Genomic DNA, 16702 nt, shown 5'->3' on the forward strand with positions numbered 1-16702 from the left:
CATGGCACTGATCCGCATCGAGCCGAAATTGGACTCTCCATCCGGCCTTTATTACGTCGAGATCTTCCATCCCGCCGACGCCGAGCAGCCGTTCGTGACCACCGAGCCGCGTTACAAGACCGCAGCCGCGGCCGAGAACGACCTGATCGCGATCATCGCGACAAGAGCGAATAGCGGGAAATCGTAGCTTTCGCCGTCATTCCGGGGCAGCCCGCAGGGCTGAACCCGGAATCCATGGCGCAGCAAGAAAGCTGGGATAAATGGATTCCGGGTTCGCGCTCCCGCGCGCCCCGGAATGACAGGAACTGGATTGCTTCGCCGCGCTCGCCATGACGGCTGAGCTACACCTGCCACCTCAACTTCACCTCGCTCCCACTCTTCGCCGCCTGCAATATCGCCAGGCAGATCTCCAGCGTCGCCAAGCCCCACTCGCCCGAATGCAGCGGCGCCTGATCAAGCATCGCGGCGGCATAGAGTTCATCGACGACCTCGGCGCGCGGGATCTTGGGCGAGGGGAGTTCGTCGAGGTGGCGCGCCGTGTCGCCGTAGACCATGACGCCGTTCGGCAAAGGGCGCAGGTCGGCGTGTTCGCAACTCACGACCATGAGCCCGAAATGGTTGTGCGCGATCTCGCCACCGGTCTGAAATGCATCGCGTCCCGAAGGGCCATAGGCGCGGGCATTCTTCATCGCGGTCTCTTCCGCCACGCTGGCCGCTTTCGCCAGGTTCGCCCTCGCGCGGCCGTAGGAAGCAGCGCCGCCGTCGCGGCGTTGTCCAAGTTCGCCCCACCAGCCCATCAACTCATCGCTGTCGAAATGCGCGTAGCCGCTATAGGTCAGCGAGGCAAAGCTGCCGTCCTCGAATTTGATCTGCGCCGAATACGCGCCTTCGGTGTGGCGCGCGGCGTCCCAGTTGCCGGTGAAGGCGCGCACCGACGTCGCCTTGGCCTGCGCCAGCAGCCGCACGATGTCGACCTGGTGCGCGGCCTGGCTGAACACCACGCCGCCGCCCTTGCTGGCGTCGAGTTCTTCCGGCCGGCGCGGCCGATACATGAAGTCGGTGAAGTTGAGCGCGTTGATCATGCGGACACGGCCATAGGCGCCGCTTCCGATCATCGCGCGCGCCCGCAGATACGGCAGATCGAAGCTGTGGCTGTGGCCGACCAGCAGCTTGACTCCGCCCGCTTTCGCCGCCGCGATCATCTCGCGGCAGTCGTCGACGCTGAGCGCCATCGGCTTTTCGACCAGCACGTGCTTGCCGTGTCTTGCGGCGAGCTTGACGTGATCGACGTGAAACTGGTGCGGGGAAGCGACGTAGACGGCGGCGACATCCGGATCGGCGCACAGCGCCTCGGCATCTTCGAACGCCTTTGCGTTGAACTCAGCCGCAAAGCGTTCGCGCGCCTCTGTACGGGGATCGCTGGCGGCGACCAGCCTGATGCGGGGATCGACCGCGAAAGTCGGCAGCATGAGCGTAAAGGCCCGGCCGAGGCCGATGACGCCGAGGTTGAGGGGTGCGGTCATGGGGGGTCCCTTGGCGTCGTCATGGCCGGGCTCGTCCCGGCCATCCACGTCTTTCTTGCAAGCGAGGCCAAGACGTGGATGCCCGGCACAAGGCCGGGCATGACGGAAGGGAAGAGGTGTTTTCCGGGCGCATGTTCAAATATCCAGCGTCAATGTCGGCGATTTCGCGCGGCTGACGCAAATCAGGATCTCGCGCTTTTTTTCCTCGTCCGAGAGCACGAGGTCGCGATGGTCCGGCTCGCCGTCGATGAATTTGCAACGACAGGTGCCGCAGGTGCCGCTCTCGCAGGAACTCGGCAAGACATGGCCGTGCTGCCGCAGCGTGTCCAGGATCGAGACATGCGCCGCCACGTTATATGTCGCGCCGCTTTTCGACAGCCGCACCTCGAATGGCTTGTCGTCGGCGCGCGGCGCCGAAGCGCCGACAAAATCCTCGAAATGCACCGCCGAATCCGGCCAGTGCCCGGTCATGTCGCGCACCGCGTCCATCAGCCCGCGCGGTCCGCAGCAATAAAGATGCGCGCCGCGCTGCTGCTCTAGCACCGGCCAGAGATCATAGGCCTGATCGGGATCGCCGTTATCGTGATGCAGCACGACCTTGCCGTCGAAGGCGGGCGAAGCGAATTCCTCGCGAAATGCCATCATCGCGGGCGTGCGCGTGAAGTAATACAGCATGAAGTTCGTCTGGCCGTGGCGGAGGCAATGCAGGATCATTGCGCGGATCGGTGTGATGCCGATGCCGCCGGCGATGAAGATCAGCCGCTTCGGCGCGCTCTTGGCCATTTCGAACTGGTTTTCCGGCGGCTCGACGCTGACCAGATCGCCTTCCTTGATATCCCTTGTGAAGCTCAACGAGCCGCCGCGGCCGGACGTCTCCTGCTTGACCGCGATCAGGTAGTGCTCGCGCTCGGCCGGATCGTTGCAGAGCGAATACCGGCGCTTCTGCCCGGACGGCGTGGTCACGGTGATGTGCGAACCCGGCGTGAAGGGCGGCAGTTCGCCGCCGCCTTCCGCGGCGAGTTCGAACAGGAACACGCCGTCGGCGATCTCGGACTTGTGGCGGACTTTCAGGCTCAGTTCCCGCGCTTCGGGCTCGGCGGTCATGGCGGCTCCCGTCATCGGCCTAAATACTTAGCTTACTAAGCAAATTGCGCAACCCCCGGCAGACCGCGGCGCGAGGCGCGCGCGTTTGCCTCTGCTTGGCGAATGTGCGATCAGGTGAGCGCAGACAAAGGAACCGTCTTGACCAGCGCCAGGAAAGCCGTCGGCAGGAAAGCGAGCGGCCGCAAGACCGCCGGAGGCAAGGGCGCGACAAAGCCGCGCGCGGGCTCGGCCGTGGAATTGCCGTTCGCGGAGAGCGTCGGCTACCAGATTCGCGCCACCCACCGCGTCCTGCAGCGCTTTCTCGGGGTCAAGATCGAGCCGCACGGCATCACGCCGGGCATGTGGTATTTCCTGCGCGCGCTCTGGCACGAGGACGGGTTGACCCAGCGCGAACTCTCGGCGCGGGTCGGGACCATGGAGCCGACCACGCTGAGCGCGATCCTGGTGATGGAGAAAAAAGGTCTGGTCCGCCGGGTCCGTAACCCGGACGACCGCCGCAAATGGCACATCCACCTGACGCCGAAGGGCAGGGGACTGAAAGCCAGGCTGCTGCCGCTGGCGCGGGAAGTGGTCGATACTGCGGTGCAAAATCTTTCTCGCGCCGAGGTCGCGCAATTGTTGAAGGGATTGGCGGAAGTGCAGAAAAGTCTGCACGCCACGCTCGGTCGGCTGGATGGCGCGGATAGTGAGACAACCGCGTAATCCGGCCCCTTACCTCTCCCGTCATTCCGGGGCGCACCGTCAGGTGCGAACTATGGTGTGCACTTGCACACCGGAGAATCCATCTCTCCTCATGTCGTTGTGGCTCAATGGATTCCGGGCCTGCGCCTTGCGGCGTATCCCGGAATGACGGATTGGGAATTCGCGCCCAGGACCGCGGCGAATGCAAATCCACCACATGGCTCTGCGTGCGAAAACCGTAGGCAATATTTTTCTTCGCCAGTATGCTCCGCCCGCCTGATTGGGAGGAATGCATATGGCAAAACTCAATATCAACGGCACGGTGAGAGAAGTTTCGGCGGAGGCCGACACGCCCTTGCTGTGGGTCATCAGAGAACATGTCGGGCTCACCGGCACCAAATATGGCTGCGGCATCGCCCAGTGCGGCGCCTGCTCGGTTCACTTCAACGGCGAAGTCCAGCGCTCCTGCCAGATCCCGCTCGGCCAGATCACCGAGAGCGATGTGATCGTCACCATCGAGGGATTGTCGGCGAACGCCTCGCATCCGGTGCAGAAGGCGTGGGCGGCGGTCGATGTCCCGCAATGCGGCTATTGCCAGTCCGGCCAGATCATGGCGGCCGCGGCGCTGCTCAAGAAGAATCCCAAGCCGACCGACAAGGACATCGACGAGGCGATGACCAACATATGCCGCTGCGGCACCTATCAGCGTATCCGCGAGGCCGTGCATATGGCGGCCAATGGCGGCACCACCGGGCAGGGAGGTTAAGTCATGAACCGTCCTGTTCTGGAAAAACATCTCAAGCTCTCGCGCCGCGATTTCATCGTCGGGTCGGCGGCCATTGCCGGCGGCGGCCTTGCGCTCGGCATGAGCGTGCCATTCGATGCGGCGCAGGCGCAAACGCCCGCGGGCGCGAGCGAAGTCAATCTCTGGGTCGCGATCAAGCCGGACGACACCTGCGTCATTCGTATCGCACGCTCGGAAATGGGGCAGGGTACGTTGACCGGGCTCGCCCAGCTCGTGGCGGAGGAGCTCGAATGCGACTGGAGCAAGGTCACGACCGAAGGCGTCAGCCCGCAGCAAAATCTGGCTTCCAAGCGCGCCTGGGGTGAAATGGGCACCGGCGGCAGCCGCGGCATCCGCACCTCGCAGGATTATGTCCGCAAAGGCGGCGCCGCCGCGCGCATCATGCTGATGCGGGCCGCGGCCGAGAAGCTGAGCGTCCCGGTCGGTGAACTCACCGTGTCGAAGGGCGTCATCACGCACGCGGCGAGCAATCGCTCGGTGCATTATGGTGAAGTCGCAGCCGCCGCCGGCAAGCTGACGCCGCCGGACGCCAAGGACATCAAGCTCAAGGATCCCAAGAGCTGGACCATCGCCGGCAAACCCTTGAAGCGGCTCGACACCGCCGACAAGCTCGACGGCAGCAAGATCTTTTCGATCGATCTCAAGCTGCCGGGCATGCTCTGTGCCGCGGTCAAGGACTGCCCGGTCTATGGCGGCAAGCTCGTCAGCTTCGACGAGAGCAAGATCGCCGGCATGCCCGGCGTCAAGAAGGTCGTCAAGGTGAAGGACAGCGGCGTCGCCGTGGTCGCCGACACCTGGTGGCGGGCCAAGAAGGCGCTCGATGCGCTGCCGATCGTCTGGGATGAGGGGCCGAACGCCAGCAAGTCCTCGGCCACGATCGCCGAGATGCTTCAGGAAGGCCTCGGCGCCACCACGACCAACGGCGACCGCCAGAACGGCGATGCCTTGAAGGCGATTGCCGAGGCGCCCAAGAAGGTCGAGGCGACATACGCGACGCCGTTCCTGGCGCATGCGCCGATGGAGATGATGAACTGCACGGTGAAGGTTTCGGCCGACCGCGCCGAAGCCTGGGTGCCGACGCAAAACCTTGAGGCGTCACTCGCGGCGTTGTCGGAATCCTCGGGCATCCCGCTCGACAAATGCGCCATCAACCGTGTCGACCTTGGCGGCGGGTTCGGCCGGCGCGGCGGCACGCAGGACTACGTGCATCAGGCGACCGAGATCGCGAAATCCTTCCCCGGCACGCCGGTCAAGATGATCTGGTCCCGCGAGGAGGATCAGGCGCATGATTTCTACCGCCCGATCTCCATGTGCAAGATGTCGGCGGGCCTCGACAATGACGGCAAGCTGGTCGGCCTGCACGTCCGCGTCTCCGGCCAGTCGATCAACGCGCTGGCGAACCCCAACGCCATCGTCGGCGGCAAGGACATGCGGCAGTTGCAGGGCTATTACGACACGCCCGGCGACGCGCAGCTCGGCTATGACGTGCCGAACATGCTGATCGAATACGTCATGCGCAACAGCCACGTGCCGGTCGGCCCCTGGCGCGGCGTCAACACCAACCAGAACGCCGTCTATATGGAATGCTTCATGGAAGAAGTCGCAAAGGCGGCGGGCAAGGATTCGCTCGAATTCCGCCGCGCGCTGATGAAGGAGCATCCCAAGCATCTGGCCGTGCTCGAGGCGGTGGCGGAAAAGGCCGGCTGGGGCAAGCCGCTGCCCGACGGCGTGCATCGTGGCCTCGCTCAGTTCATGGGCTATGGCAGCTACTCGGCGGCGGTCGCCGAGGTGTCGGTGAGCCCGCAAGGCAAGCTGAAGGTTCATCGCATGGTGATGGGTGTGAATTCCGGCCATGCGGTCAACCCCGGCCAGATCGAGGCGCAGGTGCAAGGCTCGGTCGCCTTCGGCCTGACCGCCACGCTCTACGGCGAAATGCCGGTGCAGAACGGGCGCATGACCGCGCTCAACTTCGACACCTACGAGATCATGCGGCTGGCCGAGATGCCGAAGGTCGAAACCGTGATCGTGCCCACCTATGACTTCTGGGGCGGCATCGGCGAGCCCACCATTTGCGTGGTGGCGCCATCGGTGCTGAACGCGATCTATGCGGCCACCGGCAAGCCGGTGCGCAGCCTGCCGCTGAAGAATGTGAAGCTGGTGTGAACTGACTTTCTTATCCCTCCCCGCGAAAGCGTGGGGAGGGATAACAGGCCACGATGACGGTGTGCTCCCTCTCCAAGGGGGAGGGTTGGGGAGGGGGTCTGATCCCCTCTCGCTTTGCTCTCACGGGCAAAGCGACCTCCCCTTTTCAAGGGGAGGTTTCAATCGCTGAGAATTCACGACGAGCCGAGATGCACAAAAATCGCCCGCGCAACTCCCGATCACGGGCGTTCGCGGGCGAGTCTTTTTGACGTCAGCCTCTTGAAGTCCAGGCGTTAGTCGTCAAGTCCAGTCGTTAGTCGTCGTGATGAATAACGGTCTTGCTGCGGTTGCCGTCGCTGTCTTCCTTCTTGATGACCGTGGTGCGCTCGCCCGGTTCATCCTTCTTGATGACGGTCTTGTCGCGCACGACCGGATGGCTTTCGCCGACCGTCACATCCGCCGCCGGCGGGCGGACCACGACTTCTTCGGCCAGAACGGGCGCAGCCAGCGCGCCTGCCGCAGCGGCAGCCAGTAACAGTTTCCTCATCTGATCCTCCTCTCGATCGAATGGAAGTTTAAGCGTTGCCCCCCTCGCGCTGTTCCGCCGCCGTGCGCACAAAAATTTCGTCACTTTTTGGTATGAGGCGGGATCAATTGGCTGTTCCACCGCCACACTTGAACCACTAATGGAGTGGATTTGACATTCGCTGCCCGTCGCCTGTGGAACAGGGACCGAGTCCGGCGATTGCCGATGGCGGGGCGATGGTTGCTGGAAGCTGTGGGGCGTCGAATGTCGGGCCAGGTCGAACTCGTCTTGCAGAAGATCGGTCAATTCCTGCGTCCGATCGCCGAGGCGCCGAAGGATGGGCGCTGGATTCTGGCCAAGACTTCCGACGGCTTTCTGGTCTGCCGCTGGGACCGCGATCCGGTCGGGCTTGCGGGCCCGAGCTGGCTCGAGGCCAATGACGCCTCGCGCGGCTACCTCGATGACTACTTCGAGGGCTGGATCGATCCGGCCGAGCTGAAATTGTGGAATTACGCCACGCTCGCCGATCTCCTGATCGCCTTTGTCGACGATGCCAACGCGCATGGCGATGAGCGCGCGCTGCGCATCCTCAAAACCCGCGCCGCCAAGGCGTGACCTTCCGGCCCGGCTCGAGCATCACGCGCTAACGTTGGTCGGCTGAGGCCGCCAGCAGTCCGGCGGTCGGGCCTTGCAGCTTTTCGGCTTCCACCTGACCGGGCGGCGTGTCGTCATCGAGGAAGCGGTCGAGAATGGACTGGATCGTGCTCTTGACCGAATCCGGGCCGCGGTCGCTCAGCTCGTTGTGCTGATAGGGCGTCTTGACCACGGTGATGCCGGCCTTCTGGCACATCTCCTCGTCGGGCACGACGCCGGGATCGGCCTTGAACACCGGATCCTTGGAGCGGAACGACAGGATCTTGAACTTGCCGTCGGTGATGAAGGGAACGCGCAGGTTGTCGAGCGTCACCACCTTCTTGATCAATTCAGGATGACGCTTGGCGAAGTACATCGAGATGTCGCCGCCGTTGGAATGTCCGACCATGGTGAGCTGGTGATAGTCGGCGTTCGGATAGCTGTCCTTCAGCGCGTCCAGCACGAACATGATGTTGGCGATGCCTTTGTTGTAATGCGGCCGCCGCCCGACATACTCCTCGCCCGCCTGCGTCACCATCGCCCCGTCGGCCTCGATGTCATGCTGAACGCTGACGACGAGATAGCCGCGCATCGCAAACACGTTCGCCAGGAACGAGTATTCGGTGAACTTCACCGTGTTGCCGTGATTGAGAATCGCAACCGGCAGCGTGATCATTTCGGCGATCGATTCCATCTCGCGGTCGCGCCGCACCGAGATATCGACCTCGACCGGACGGTCGGTGCGCATGGGATCGAACAGCGTCAGCGTCCGGTGCCGGATCGCCCATTTGCTGGCGGTCAGATAGCCGACGCCCGCCAGCACGCAAATCGACAGCAGAATGGTGATTCCGCGTTTCATTGTCGTCTCTTTCGCCGTCTTCGATTTCTCGCTGCTGGCCATATTTTCCGACCCTTTCGTCACAGCGGCGTGACATCCGCGGGTGGTCACAACGACGTGACATCAAGGTTGGGACCAAAGGAATCAAATACTTGTCGGTCGGACTGTCGTGATCCCTCGCCGTTCCCTGCCGTCGGCCGTGCGCTATGGTAGCCCGCTATGGGGTGGGCCCATTTTGGACCGCAAGGGGAGTTTTGATCATGTTGGATCGCGTCAGCAAATATACGCCGGAAATACTCAGTATCGCCCGCATCGTGATCGGGCTTTTGTTCCTGGAGCACGGCACCTCGAAATTACTGGATTTTCCCCATGGTCCGGTGCAGCCCACGATGGGCTCGCTGATCTGGTTTCAGGGCATCATCGAAATCGTTGGTGGCGCGCTGTTTGCCGTCGGCTTTCTGACGCGTCCGGTCGCGTTCATCCTCGCCGGCGACATGGCGGTCGCCTATTTCATGGCGCATGCGTCGAAGGGCTTCTTCCCGATGCTCAATGGCGGCGATGCGGCCATTCTCTATTGCTTCGTGTTTCTGATCTATTTCGTTGCGGGGCCCGGCCGCTGGGCGGCGGACGGCTCGACCAAGTGATGCTTGTTATTGCGTCGTCCCTGCCTGCGCGGGGACGACGTCCTATTTTTGTCACGCCGCACGGATAGAGCGCTCACGACTGAATCGAGGAGCTTCACCGTGGGCAATCTGGCAACCATCGAAGTCAAGGCCTTCGTGCCGGCGCGCGACTTCGAGCTCTCCAAGCAGTTCTACCAGGACCTCGGCTTCGACATGGCCTGGTCGAGCGATGCGCTGGCCTACTTCTGCCACGGCGATTCGGCGTTCCTGTTGCAGAACGCTTACGTCAAGGAACACGCCGACAACTTCATGATGCATCTGTTGGTCGAGGATGTGGAGGCGTGGTGGCAGCATGTCCAGGCGCAGGGGATCGCAGCGAAATACGGCATGAAGATCGACCCGCCCGAGGACCGGTCCTGGGGATTGCGCGACTTCGCGTTTATCGATCCCACCGGTGTCTTATGGCGCATCGGCGCGGACATTCCGGCGAAGACGGAATAGCTGCGAAGCTAACGCGCCATGGCGAATGCCAGACTGCGATCTTGAAGCTCGCAAGGCGACAGCCGTTGCATCTTCAGCGGGCAGACGACGGCGATCCGGACCGTTTCGTTCATCACCATGAACGCACGAGCGTGATGATGCATGGCGCAGGCGCATGTCAATGACATAACGCGGGTGCTGCGTTTTGCATTCAGCGGCAGTTCAGCGAGATGAACGCGTAGTGCGTGCCGAGCGATTGGATCACCGCGTCTGTCGGTGAACGAAACAGCTCAAGTCCTGCAGCTCACTTTCCCCAAAGAGGCACTCATGAAATCACGCGGCATTGTTTCTGTTTTGGTCGGCGCAATGATGCTGATACTTCCGCTTGCCGGATGCGCCACCTATGCGCAGGCAGACCAGTTGTCAGTCCCCGCCGGGCCGTTTGGTGGATGTCCGCAGGGCTATTGGCTCGGCCGTGCGGGGCAGGCGTGCTGGATAAGGCAGGTGCGGCCGGGCCCGTATGGCGGGTGTCCGCGTGACTATCATCTCGGGCCCCAAGGGGGCTGGTGCTGGGCGGACTTTGTCGACTAAGCGTCCGGCAGAGGGGCGTGACGGCTTTAGTGCTTGCCGCTTTCCTGCGCGTCCCAGCGCGCTTCCTCGGCGCTTTCGAAAATGTGCGGCGCGACACCGCGGCTCTCCAGCGCCTCGCCGAGCTTGATGCGCAGGAAACCTGACGTGGTGTAGCGCGACACGCCCGAATAATAGCGCTCGGTGAGCGAGCGGACCATCGCCGAATAGTCGTCGAGCAGGTCCGGCGGAATCGAGAAGTGGTCGTAGTTGACGATGGCATAGACGCGGCGGCCGAGCGGCTTGAGCTTGGCCTCGGCCGCCTTGTCGATCGCCTTGATGTCGGCCTGGCTGCGCACCACGAAACGTTCGAGATTGACGAAGAACAGGTCCTGCTGGCTGTCGAAAGTGAAGCGGTCGTCGAGCGGGATCGCGACCATGTCGCGGCGCAGGTCCATCGGGCCTTCGTGAAAGATGCGCGCGTCCATCAGCGCCGGCTCGCGCGGAATCTGCGGCTTGAAATCCATCAGCGCCAGAATATCGCGCTCGATATCGATGCCGGGCGCAACCTCGATCAGCTCGAGGCCATTCGTGCCGAGTGCAAACACGCAGCGTTCGGTGACGTAAAGCACGCTTTGGCCGCGCGCGGCCGCGTAGGCGCCCGAGAACGTCACATGCTCCACCTGTTCGACGAATTTGCGCGAGTGCGCTTCTTCGAGGATCGACAGCCTGCCTTCGGCGCAGTTGATGCGCAGCTTGCCGGCGCCGAAGGTGCCGACGAACACCACTTTCTTGGCGTTCTGGCTGATGTTGATGAAGCCGCCGGCGCCGGCGAGCTTGGGGCCGAACTTGGAGACGTTGAGATTGCCGGAACGGTCGACCTGGGCGAGGCCGAGAAAGGCGGCGTCGAGCCCGCCGCCGTCATAGAGGTCGAACTGATAGGGCTGATCGATCACGGCCTGGGTGTTGATCGCGGCGCCGAAATCGATCCCGCTGGCCGGAATGCCGCCGATCACGCCGGGCTCGGCGGTGAGCGTGATCAGGTCGATGATCTTTTCCTCGTTCGCCACCGCGGCAATGCCCTCCGGCATGCCGATGCCGAGATTAACGACGCTGTTGGCCTTGAGTTCGAACGCGGCGCGGCGCGCGATGATCTTGCGCTCGCTCATCGGCAGTGCGGGCAGCGAACCGGCGCGCACGCGGATTTCGGCGGAGAATGCCGGGTTATATTGCGTGCCGAAGGTTTGCCAGTGGTTTTCGGGTTTCGCCACCACGACGCAATCGACGAGAATGCCCGGGATCTTCACCTGGCGCGGGTTGAGCGTGCCGCTTTCGGCGACGCGTTCGACCTGCGCGATCACGAGCCCGCCGGAATTGTGCGCGGCCATGGCGATGGCGAGCGCCTCCAGGGTCAGCGCTTCCTTCTCCATGGTGAGGTTGCCGTCGGCATCGCCGGTGGTGGCGCGGATGATGCCGATGTTGATCGGAAAGGTCTTGTAGAGCAGGCAGTCTTCGCCGTTGATCGTGATCAGTTCGACGAGGTCTTCGGTGGTGCGCGCGTTCAGCTTGCCGCCGCCGTTGCGCGGGTCGACGAAGGTGCCGATGCCGACGCGGCTGAGATGGGCGGGGCGGTGCGCCGCGATGTCGCGAAACAGGTGCGTGATCACGCCCTGCGGCAGGTTATAGGCCTCGATCTGGTTGGCGATCGCAAGCTGTTGCAGCTTCGGCGCCAGCCCCCAGTGGCCGCCGATCACGCGTTTCACCAATCCGTCATGCGCGAAATGATTGAGGCCGCGGTGCTTGCCGTCGCCCTGGCCGGCGGCATAGACCAGCGTCAGGTTCTTCGGCTTGCCCTGCGTATAGGGCGCATCGGTTTCGTGCTCGAGATAAAGCGCTTCCAGCGCCAGCGCGATTTCCTCGGCAAAGCCGATACCGACAAAGCCGCCTGTCGCCACCGTATCGCCGTCGCGAATGAGCCGCACGGCTTCCGCCGCGCTCACCACCTTGCCCTTTTCCGACAACCGCAGGAATTGCAGGGCAGGGTGCTGGCTCATGGCATAACCGCTCCTCAGATCGACGGCGCCGTGCGCGCTCAGGTCACCTTGCGGGTTTCCGTCGCATAATAGACCGAAACGATGGTGATGACCGCCAGAATGATCATGTAGACCGAGATCGGCCAGGTCTCCGGCTTGTAGGCCGCCATCAGACCGGTGGCGATCAGGGGCGACAGCGCGCCGGCGAAAATCGAGGCCAGATTGTAGCCGAGCGAGACGCCGGAGTAGCGCACCTTGGTGCCGAACAGTTCGGAGAGGAAGCTGGCCTGCGGGCCGTACATCGCGGCGTGGCCGATGGCGAGGCCGAGCACGATCGCGATCCATCCGAGTTGCGGATTCTTGGTGCCGAGCAGCATGAACAGCGGGAACGACATCAGCGCCGAGAATATCGCACCGAAGATATAGATCGGCCGCCGGCCGAGCCGGTCGGACAGCGCGCCGAACGCCGGAATGGTGAAGGTCTCGATCGCGGCCGCGATCAACACGCCGTTGAGGATGTCCTGCCGGTTCATGCCCAGCGCCTGCGTGGCATAGGCCAACACGAAGGTGGCGTAGATGTAGAAGAAGCCGTTTTCGGCAAAGCGGGCGCCCATCGCGAGCAGGATGTTCTTCGGATACATCCTGATCGCGTCGAGGATCGGCATGCTCACCTCTTCCTTCTGGTCCTTGACCTTCTGGAATTCCGGCGATTCCGCGATCGTGAAGCGGATCCACAGGCCGACGAGAACGAGGAAGATCGAGAACAGGAACGGCAGGCGCCAGCCCCAGGCGAGAAGCTGCCCGTCGGTCAGGAAGGCGGAGACGACCGAGAACACCAGCGTGCCGAGCACGAGCCCGAGTGGCGCGCCGAGCTGCGGCCAGCTGCCATAAAACCCTTTCTTGTCTTCGGGTGCGTGCTCGACCGCCATCAGCACGGCGCCGCCCCATTCGCCGCCGAGCCCGAAGCCCTGCACAAGGCGGCAGGTGACCAGAAGGACCGGCGCCCAGATGCCCATCTGCTCATAGGTCGGCAGGATGCCGATCGCGGCGGTGGCGACGCCCATGATCAACAGTGTCAGATAAAGCATGGTCTTGCGGCCGATCTTGTCACCGTAATGGCCGAAGATCAGGCCGCCAAGCGGCCGCGCCACGAAGCCGAGCGCGTAGGTGGTGAACGCCAGCAGCGTGCCCATCCAGGGATCGAAAGTCGGAAAGAACAGCTTGTTGAAGATCAGCGCCGCAGCGGTGCCATACAGGAAGAAATCGTACCATTCGATCGCGGTGCCGATCAGGCTCGCAGTCGCGACGGTGACGTGAGACGGCTGCGACGGATTGTGCGTGTACGAGGCGGTGGTCATGGTCTCCCCCAATTCTTCGTCGTAGATCGACGAGCATCAAGGGTGGGCATGGGTCGAAAGCCCTTTCACTCCCTCCCTTGGCCTTGCGCATTTTTCATGCGCCGTATCGGCGGCTGACCAAAGTCTGCGCCTGCGCTTGTGGTCTTGCAAGAACTTTGCGCGATTCATGATGAAGTTTGCGGCGGACTCTTCGAAAGCAGTGTCCCGGCTGTTTGCGTTCTGAGACTTGAGACGCTTTTCGTCTCGAAATCCGGACAGTTTCTAGAGCTCCAATTGCGAAGTTCGTATCATATTGCGGCCCCACGTTTGCGAACTTCGGAATCAAACGAGCTCTGGCAAGCTTATTGATGCAAGTGCGCCGCACTAGGCGCCGTGCAGGCCGAACTTCGCGAGCTTCTTGTAGAAGGTCGCGCGCGAGATTTGCAGCATCCGCGCGGCCTCGGCGATTTGTCCGTTCGCCATTTCGAGGGCGTGCTCGAGCGTCTGCTTCTCGAATGCCAGCTCCGCCTGCGCATAGGGCAGAACGGCGATGCCAGGCGCTGCCGCCGCCTTGGCGGCCCCGCCTGAAGGCAGGGCAACCGGCAGAATGTGCGCAAAATCGTCGCCGGTGAGGCGGCCGGAATCCGACAGGATCAGCGCACGCTCGAGAATGTTGCGCAATTCCCGCCCGTTGCCCGGCCAGCCGTAGCGCCCAAGCGCGGCAAGGCCCGACGGCGTGATGCGGGCATTGGGATAGGCCCCGGAAATCACCACGTCTTCGAGCAGGCGGCCAGAGATCGCTTCGAGATCGCCGAGGCAGTGCCGCAGCGGCGGCAGCGCGATCGAGAGCACGTTGAGGCGGTAATAGAGGTCGGCGCGGAACGAGCCCTCGGCGATGCGCTTTTCGAGATCGACATTGGTGGCGGCGATGATGCGGACATCGACCTTGAGCGGCTTGTCCGAGCCGAGCGGCTCGATCTCGCGCTCCTGCAACACGCGCAGCAGTTTCGCCTGCAACGCCGGCGGCATGTCGCCGATCTCGTCGAGAAACAGCGTGCCGCCGTCGGCGCTCTTGAATTTTCCGTCGCGTCCCTTGCGATCGGCCTCAAAGCCGGGCGCGGTGCCGAAGAATTCCTGCTCGATCAGCGCTTCCGGGATCGCCGCGACATTGACGCTGACGAACGGCTTGTCGGCGCGCGAGGAGGCATTGTGGATGGCCTGCGCCAGCATTCCTTGCCGGTGCCGGTCTCGCCCGACAGCAGCACGGTCACATTCTGCCGCGCGGCGCGGCCGGCGAGTTCCTTGGCGCGCACGATTCCTTCACTGGAGCCGACATAGTCGTCGAAGGTAAAGCGCGCGGTGCGCGGCTGCGACAGTTGCCGGCGTGCGATACGCAATTCGTTTTCCAGATGCGCGACGCGGGCGATCAGGGGCTTGAGGTTTTCGAGGCGGTCGTACAGCACGAAGCCGATCGCCCCGATCACCTTGCCGCGCTCGTCCTCGATCGGCATGCGCGTCACCAGCAGCTGTTCGCCGCCGAGCTCCATGATGTCGAGCAGGATCGGCTCGCCGGTCTCGGCGACGCGCCGCATCAGGCTGTTGGGAATGATTTCCTCGACCGGCCGCCCCAGCGCCTGCGAGGTATGCTTGAGGCCGAGGGCGGGGAGGTACTTCTCATTGACATAGACGACGCGCCCCGAGCGATCGATCGCCAGCGCACCCTCGCACAGGCTCTCCAGCCGCTCGAACAACGTTTCCATCGCGCGGGTGCGAATGGCCTCGGGATCGTCGGCGATGGAGGAGGTGGCCGGCATGGCGTGACGTCAATCCTTTCGGCGGCGGGCTGAAGCCCTACACATTCAGCCGCGGAACGAGCTTCAGCGCATTGCCGCGTTCGATGTCCTTGATCTGCGCCTCGCTGAAGACGCCGCATTCGCGCAAGCCCTTTACGTGATCGGCGGCGGTGCGATAGGGGAAATCGGTGCCGAGCAGGATCTGCGAGACCGGGATCACCGCCGTCAGCGCCGACATCGACGCCTTGTTCGATGTTTGCGCGGTGTCGTAATAGAAACGCGTGAGCTCGGCGAGCGCGCCGTCCGGCACCGCGGGCTGGAATTTCTTGTCGATCAGAGCCTGGCGGACAAAGCGCTCGATCAAAAACGGCATGGTGCCGCCGGCGTGCGAGAAGATCCACTTGATGTCGCGGAATTTCGCCGCGTTGCCGGAGAACACGATGTCGCCGATCGTGCGCGTGGTGTCGGTGCCCCATTCGACCAGCGTCGGCGGCTCGGTCGGCAACAGATTGACGCAGCAATCGGCGGTGGAGGGATGGGTATAGACGACGCATTTGCGGCGGTTGAGTTCTTCCATGACAGGCAGGAACGAGGGATGGCCGAGCCACTTGTCGCGGTAGTTGGTCATCAGGCCAATGCCGTCGAGCTTCAAGGTGTCGAGCGCGTATTCGATTTCCTTCAAGGACCCGTCGATATCGGCAAGCGGCAGCATCGCCCAGCCGCCGAACCGGCCGGGGTGATCGGCGATCATTTTCGCGTTGTATTCGTTGCACTCGCGCACCAGTTTGCGCGCCGCCTCGCCTGAGGTGAAATTCACGCCGGGCTGCGTCACCGAGAGCATCGAGACGGCGATACCGCCGGCGTCCATGTCGGCGATCGATTTTTCGATGGTCCAGCCGCGGAGCAGGCCGTCGCCGAAATTATTGGCGACCGCGGCCTGAATGTAAGTCGGCGGCGACAGATGGTGGTGAACGTCGATCCGGTAGGGTTTTTCAGCGCCTTGCGCCAGTGCCTGTCCGAAGCGGCCAGGACCGGAGCCAAAGCCAAGGCTGAGACCAGCCGCCGCAGCTGCCGCGCCCGCCACGAATTGCCGGCGGCTCAAGGTTCCTGATGTGAGCGACACACTGTCTTCGCATCCGCACACGCAGCCGCGCATGGCCATGCGCTGGTCGCCGCCACCCGATTGACGATTCGTCTGGCTCATTGAAGTTTCTCCCTGGGGGTCCCGATTGACGAAGCGCGGTTCGTTCAGGATTTCTTGATTGAAGCTGGCAATAGCTTAGCGATGTTGCTGTGCCACACAATAGCCCGCAGGTTTCATGCTCCTCGCGGCGAAAATGGGCTTCAGCGCGGCAATTCCTGCACGCAAACGCGTCAGCCGTGCTGACTTCTGCTGCATTGCAATGCAGCTTCCGTAAAAGCATGTTGATCTTTGTCGCAGCGACAAAAGGAAACAGACTCCCGCCACGAAATCTGCTAGGTTCGCGGTGTTACTTGGCTTCACTGAAAGGGAGTGGAGTTGATGAACAAGCTCGTTGAAATTCGCCGCCAGGAGCATTTCTGCCGTGAGCGTGCGTCACATGATTCCGAGCGTAAATCGTTCTGGCTTGCGGAGGC

Annotated in this window: 15 protein-coding genes and 1 pseudogene; 7 read left to right on the forward strand and 9 right to left on the reverse strand. The window is 63.0% G+C overall.

Annotation, left to right across the window (positions count from 1 at the left end; genetic code table 11):
• Window positions 1-187 (forward strand): hypothetical protein (locus VFL62_RS12995; RefSeq protein ID WP_325172786.1); only part of this gene is annotated, 187 nt, incomplete at its 5' end.
• A 154-nt stretch (window positions 188-341) separates the two neighbouring features.
• Here the strand turns inward: VFL62_RS12995 and VFL62_RS13000 are convergent.
• Both VFL62_RS13000 and VFL62_RS13005 read right to left on the reverse strand, forming a co-directional pair.
• Entirely contained in the window at window positions 342-1523 is a 1182-nt protein-coding gene (locus tag VFL62_RS13000; RefSeq protein ID WP_325172787.1) for a Gfo/Idh/MocA family oxidoreductase, read from the reverse strand.
• Window positions 1524-1658: 135 nt separating this feature from the next.
• A complete protein-coding gene (locus tag VFL62_RS13005; protein ID WP_325172788.1) occupies window positions 1659-2627 on the reverse strand; it encodes a PDR/VanB family oxidoreductase in 969 nt (322 codons plus the stop codon).
• A 138-nt stretch (window positions 2628-2765) separates the two neighbouring features.
• Here VFL62_RS13005 and VFL62_RS13010 point away from each other — a divergent pair, with 138 nt between their 5' ends.
• From VFL62_RS13010 to VFL62_RS13020, 3 genes are all read left to right on the forward strand, one after another.
• Window positions 2766-3329 carry a MarR family transcriptional regulator gene (locus VFL62_RS13010; RefSeq protein WP_325172789.1) on the forward strand — a complete coding sequence of 188 codons (564 nt, stop codon included), beginning with the start codon at window positions 2766-2768 and terminating at the stop codon, window positions 3327-3329.
• Between the two features lie 274 nt (window positions 3330-3603).
• On the forward strand, window positions 3604-4074 hold the full coding sequence (locus VFL62_RS13015) for a (2Fe-2S)-binding protein (RefSeq protein ID WP_325172790.1): 471 nt from the start codon (window positions 3604-3606) through the stop codon (window positions 4072-4074).
• A gap of 18 nt (window positions 4075-4092) precedes the next feature.
• Window positions 4093-6276, forward strand: a complete 2184-nt coding sequence (locus VFL62_RS13020; protein WP_325172801.1) for a xanthine dehydrogenase family protein molybdopterin-binding subunit — start codon at window positions 4093-4095, stop codon at window positions 6274-6276.
• Between the two features lie 292 nt (window positions 6277-6568).
• Here the strand turns inward: VFL62_RS13020 and VFL62_RS13025 are convergent, their stop codons facing one another.
• On the reverse strand, window positions 6569-6802 hold the full coding sequence (locus VFL62_RS13025) for a hypothetical protein (RefSeq protein WP_325172791.1): 234 nt from the start codon (window positions 6800-6802) through the stop codon (window positions 6569-6571).
• A gap of 243 nt (window positions 6803-7045) precedes the next feature.
• On the opposite strand from VFL62_RS13025, the gene VFL62_RS13030 reads away from it, so the two are divergent.
• The gene (locus VFL62_RS13030) at window positions 7046-7396 is read left to right on the forward strand and encodes a hypothetical protein (RefSeq protein WP_325172792.1); all 351 of its coding nucleotides are present in this window, start codon (window positions 7046-7048) and stop codon (window positions 7394-7396) included.
• A 28-nt stretch (window positions 7397-7424) separates the two neighbouring features.
• Here the strand turns inward: VFL62_RS13030 and VFL62_RS13035 are convergent, their stop codons facing one another.
• A complete protein-coding gene (locus tag VFL62_RS13035) occupies window positions 7425-8273 on the reverse strand; it encodes an alpha/beta fold hydrolase (RefSeq protein ID WP_325172793.1) in 849 nt (282 codons plus the stop codon).
• Between the two features lie 239 nt (window positions 8274-8512).
• Here VFL62_RS13035 and VFL62_RS13040 point away from each other — a divergent pair, with 239 nt between their 5' ends.
• The gene (locus VFL62_RS13040) at window positions 8513-8896 is read left to right on the forward strand and encodes a DoxX family protein (RefSeq protein ID WP_325172794.1); all 384 of its coding nucleotides are present in this window, start codon (window positions 8513-8515) and stop codon (window positions 8894-8896) included.
• Window positions 8897-8995: 99 nt separating this feature from the next.
• On the forward strand, window positions 8996-9376 hold the full coding sequence (locus VFL62_RS13045; RefSeq protein WP_325172795.1) for a VOC family protein: 381 nt from the start codon (window positions 8996-8998) through the stop codon (window positions 9374-9376).
• Window positions 9377-9972: 596 nt separating this feature from the next.
• On the opposite strand, the gene VFL62_RS13050 is transcribed toward VFL62_RS13045, so the two are convergent.
• The 5 genes and pseudogenes from VFL62_RS13050 to VFL62_RS13070 form a co-directional block, all read right to left on the reverse strand.
• On the reverse strand, window positions 9973-11976 hold the full coding sequence (locus VFL62_RS13050) for an acyl CoA:acetate/3-ketoacid CoA transferase (RefSeq protein WP_325172796.1): 2004 nt from the start codon (window positions 11974-11976) through the stop codon (window positions 9973-9975).
• A gap of 38 nt (window positions 11977-12014) precedes the next feature.
• Entirely contained in the window at window positions 12015-13313 is a 1299-nt protein-coding gene (locus VFL62_RS13055; RefSeq protein WP_325172797.1) for an MFS transporter, read from the reverse strand.
• A gap of 363 nt (window positions 13314-13676) precedes the next feature.
• Window positions 13677-13775, reverse strand: coding sequence for a helix-turn-helix domain-containing protein (locus tag VFL62_RS26905; RefSeq protein WP_414644701.1), 99 nt, complete (start codon window positions 13773-13775; stop codon window positions 13677-13679).
• 402 nt (window positions 13776-14177) lie between these two features.
• Window positions 14178-15106, reverse strand: a pseudogene (locus VFL62_RS13065) (sigma 54-interacting transcriptional regulator); the annotation flags it as partial.
• Window positions 15107-15143: 37 nt separating this feature from the next.
• On the reverse strand, window positions 15144-16289 hold the full coding sequence (locus VFL62_RS13070; RefSeq protein ID WP_325172800.1) for an amidohydrolase family protein: 1146 nt from the start codon (window positions 16287-16289) through the stop codon (window positions 15144-15146).
• Window positions 16290-16702 lie beyond the last annotated feature (413 nt).

Origin of the sequence: Bradyrhizobium sp. (genome assembly GCF_035701725.1) — a bacterium.
Lineage (GTDB): Bacteria > Pseudomonadota > Alphaproteobacteria > Rhizobiales > Xanthobacteraceae > Bradyrhizobium.